The 3,640-nt window shown below is 56.0% G+C and carries 4 protein-coding genes; all 4 read right to left on the minus strand.

Annotation, left to right across the window (positions count from 1 at the left end):
- Window positions 1–215: 215 nt before the first annotated feature.
- Complete coding sequence (locus tag NH395_RS18225) at window positions 216–1,580, minus strand: phage terminase large subunit (RefSeq protein WP_253026913.1); 1,365 nt, start codon at window positions 1,578–1,580, stop codon at window positions 216–218.
- On the minus strand, window positions 1,567–1,986 hold the full coding sequence (locus tag NH395_RS18230) for a hypothetical protein (RefSeq protein ID WP_253026915.1): 420 nt from the start codon (window positions 1,984–1,986) through the stop codon (window positions 1,567–1,569). Before NH395_RS18230 ends, NH395_RS18225 begins: the two co-directional genes overlap by 14 nt.
- Window positions 1,987–2,030: 44 nt before the next feature.
- Window positions 2,031–3,020 (minus strand): major capsid protein, encoded by a 990-nt coding sequence (locus tag NH395_RS18235; protein WP_253026917.1) that lies wholly within the window; start codon window positions 3,018–3,020, stop codon window positions 2,031–2,033.
- 185 nt (window positions 3,021–3,205) lie between these two features.
- Window positions 3,206–3,640 (minus strand): hypothetical protein (locus tag NH395_RS18240; RefSeq protein ID WP_253026919.1); only part of this gene is annotated, 435 nt, incomplete at its 5' end.

Raw genomic sequence — 3,640 nt, forward strand, 5'->3', positions numbered from 1 at the left:
TGGGTAGGCCAGGTTGACCACGCCTAGAAGTGACTCAGGCTCACATCTAAATGCGGGAAAAGGCCGCAATTCCGGCTATTCACTTCCTCCATTTCAAATGGAAAAAGCCCCAGCGTCGGCTAGGGCTTCAACTCACTGCCGTTACATAGGAGGGTGTGCTCAGCCTGTCGAGGATTTCTTCATGGTGGGTACTCGTCGACTAGTCCCTATGTCGACTACCCCCAGCGTATTGGCCCTATATCAATAACGCGATCTTTGCGAAGGCATCCATAACGCACCGCATCAGCCGCATGGTCAGGGCCGGTTGTCTCTAGGTCTTCTACGCGCTTCTGATCTCTCGCCAGGTACGGCACGGTATCCCAGAAATATTCACAGTGCCGTGCGATATAAAGCCCCGGCCTATCTGGCTTCCCGGCATCAGCCAGTAAGCGGCGCATGATGTTCCAGCCTGTGATTCTGTCGGCCTTCTTTGCTGGCGTGAACCTTACCCCCGCCTTAGAGAACTCATCGGCAATACTTCCCGCCCCTGAACCTGTCTTGGCAAATATCGCATCATCCGCCACGCCTTGCGGTTTTACTTCCCATTCTGCGCACCACTTCACGATCTCTTCAGCCAGTACCGGCACCGTCCAGCCAAGCCCATTGTTGGGGTTCTCGCGCCTAGCAGTGTGCAGTTCATCCACCAGTACAATAGAGTCTCTTGGGTAGTAGCGACCATCAGGCCCTTCACCGCCGGGGCTTACCGCGCATATATAAGTGACGCTCGGGGCGCTTGAGCCAAAGTCATGGGTTAGGTGAACGCTCCAATCCTCGGGTATGTCTTGCCAAGTGGGTACGGCGTTGCGGCTTTCTTCGATCACTGAGGCAAAGTAAGCCCCACGGTTTACCGCCCAGTCACCTTCAAGCCATGCCCTCAATAGCTCGGGGTCATCAGGGCAAGCGCTTTGGAGTTGGTCGCGGTATTGTTCGGTATCAATAAACCGGTTCCCATCGAAGGTGGAGGGCGCATAGATCCACTGTCGCTTGCTCTTGGATTCGTAAAACGGTGTCCAGGGGTCAGCCTGAAAGACATAGCGCTTAGCTAACCAGTGGTGCCCCGGCCCGCCTGGGTTCGCAGCGATCACGACACGCACGGGCATTTCTTTAGGGCCACGCAAGTTAGAACGCATGATGTCGAGTAATTCTGAACTCGGGTATTGTCCTGCTTCGTCCACTATCAGCAGGGTGAACGATCGGCCTTGATACTTGGCATAGTCCCCATGGGTTTCAAGCTGGCCTAGCTCCATATACCCGCCATTGGGAAAGCGCCAAACGTGTTCCCCGGCGTTATACCGGGCAGCGGTGCCATAGACCATGGCGAACAGCTCTCGGGTGATTAGCTCATAGTCAGCCAGGCCCTTGTAGGTCTTCCGCAGGTAGAGGATGCGGGCTTTGTCGCCATACATTTCAACGTGACGCATGGCTAACAGCGCCAAGGCGTAGGATTTGCCGCCACCCCGGCCACCGCCTAGAAATAGGTCGAACTCTTCAGGCAGCGCCAGGGCCTTCTCCTGAAAACCATTCAGCTTAATCTCTTTCATTGTCCACCTCGCCCCCGTTAATGGTACGGGTGAAGTCCTCCATGGATTGTGGCCCCGGAAGATTGAACGTTACCGACACGCGGTTAGCCAGGTCGCCTTGATCCCCTTCCCTGTAACCGTGCCGGGTCTTGAGGAGAAATATCGCGGCGGTGACGTTGCCGGTCTTGGCGGAATCGAACAGGGAACCAAACAGTTCGCCATGCTCCATTTCACGGCCTTCATCCAGGGCGGTTTGCAATTCGGGGTAGTTATCCAGCCAGGCGTTAAACAAGTCAGGCGAACAGCCTAGCCCACGGGCAATGCCTTTTTTGGACACGCCACGGGATGCCAGGTCGATAATTTTCTTCACTGCATTTTTGGGTGGTTTTTTCTGAGAACCGTTGCAGGCGACACGCTGCTTAGTCATAAGGAAACCTCCTAACGAAAAGGCCCCCGAGGGGGCCAGTCTGGTTACTCTACGCGGGCGATAAGGAAGGCCAGGGGTACAGCCTTGCGCTCAACGGTGCGCGTCCAGTTATCGGCTAGGATCAGCTCGGACAAGCTCGGGGATTCATCCGAAACGGTGGTTTCCTGCCATGAGAAGCCAGCGGGGTGCATACCGATATTCATGCGAGAGTGGAGAATCTGTTGACCGCCACCACGACCAGCAGACGGTAGGTTCTCTACTTCCGTCCCCTCTGCGATCTGAGGCGCGGCAGCCCCATAGCCCACGGCACCACGCCCAAACAGCACAGACGTATAATTGCCGCCGTCTACTGGCAGACCGTCATCCACGACCGTTGCCAGGCCCCGGAAGGTGGCAATAGTGCCGCCCTGGGAGTCGGGGATAAACTCGATTAGGTCATTCTTGAGGGCGCGGCGGTAAACATCGCTGTGCATACCGATAGCCACCAGGTCGTTCATTGAGTCGCCAAGGGTGCCCGAGGCATCAATGACCGCCTCTGCACCAAAGACCCCGGCAGCGTCCGTTTCAGCGGAAATGTCCACGACCATATCACTGGCATCGGTTGCTACGTTATCCGCCAGGATACCGCGTAGAGAGGCCACTAAACGGCGTTGTAGCTGTCGATCCCAGTAGGCCAGCACGCGGCTCTGAATACGCATCAGGGCATCATCCCCGGCGATCTCAGACGCCAGGTTCATGGCAGACCATGATTGGTGAAGGAATGATTTTCGGATGATCTGCTTACCGCTGCCAATCTTCTTGGGGCTAGAAAGGATAGCGGGGTCATCGTTGACGATGTTGGCTTCATCGTCGGCCAGGTCATGCCAGAAAGGCACGGTGAACGATTGGGCACCAGCGGCAAGCTGGCTGGCAATCACAGGGTTTTGAACAGCTACACCAGCGCGAACCAAAGCCGTCTTCTGCATGGATTCTTGGATCTGGTATTCGGTGAAGCTAGAGGGTTCGATAATGTCGGTAAGGCGTAGGGTCGCCATGGAATCACCTTTGCATTAGTAGGAGTGATTCTCACAGACCACAGGTCTTCGAGGGTTCGCCACAGGCGAGAGGGGTCTTGCAGTGCCACCACAGGCGGCGGAAGGTGGGTGGCAGACTTACCCACGGGGTTTGCCTGCCATCCGGTCACGCTCGGGATTCGTGACCTGTATATTATACCACTAAATCAGCGCATACCGAAGGTGGGCGCCTCCGCTGGCTTTGCGGCTGGCTGCTCCTCTTTGGGCTTGCTGGGAAACTCGCCACCAGTATTGCCAGGCGCATTGCCGCCACTTGCCTTGCTGCCACTTAGCATAGAGCCCAACGCCGGGAGGATACCGTCTTCATAGAGGGCCACGATCCCTTCTTCATCGAACTGCACTTCCTGATAGGTCATATCGCCATACTTATCTTGGCGTTCAACATAAACCGGCGTGCCATCTTTCTTCAGGATCTTATCCCCCTCGCCAATATCGAAGTGGTGCAGGATCTCTCGAATAGCTGAACCGGCCAAGTGTTCGTTGGGCGTGATGCTTTCCATCAACTTTTGCCGAGGCATAACCACGGTGTGGTGGTGGATCTGTTGTTGAAGCTCGGCCTTTTCGCCTTCTAGGGCGTCTAT

Source organism: Halomonas sp. Mc5H-6 (assembly GCF_024124705.1).
Taxonomy (GTDB): domain Bacteria; phylum Pseudomonadota; class Gammaproteobacteria; order Pseudomonadales; family Halomonadaceae; genus Vreelandella; species Vreelandella subterranea.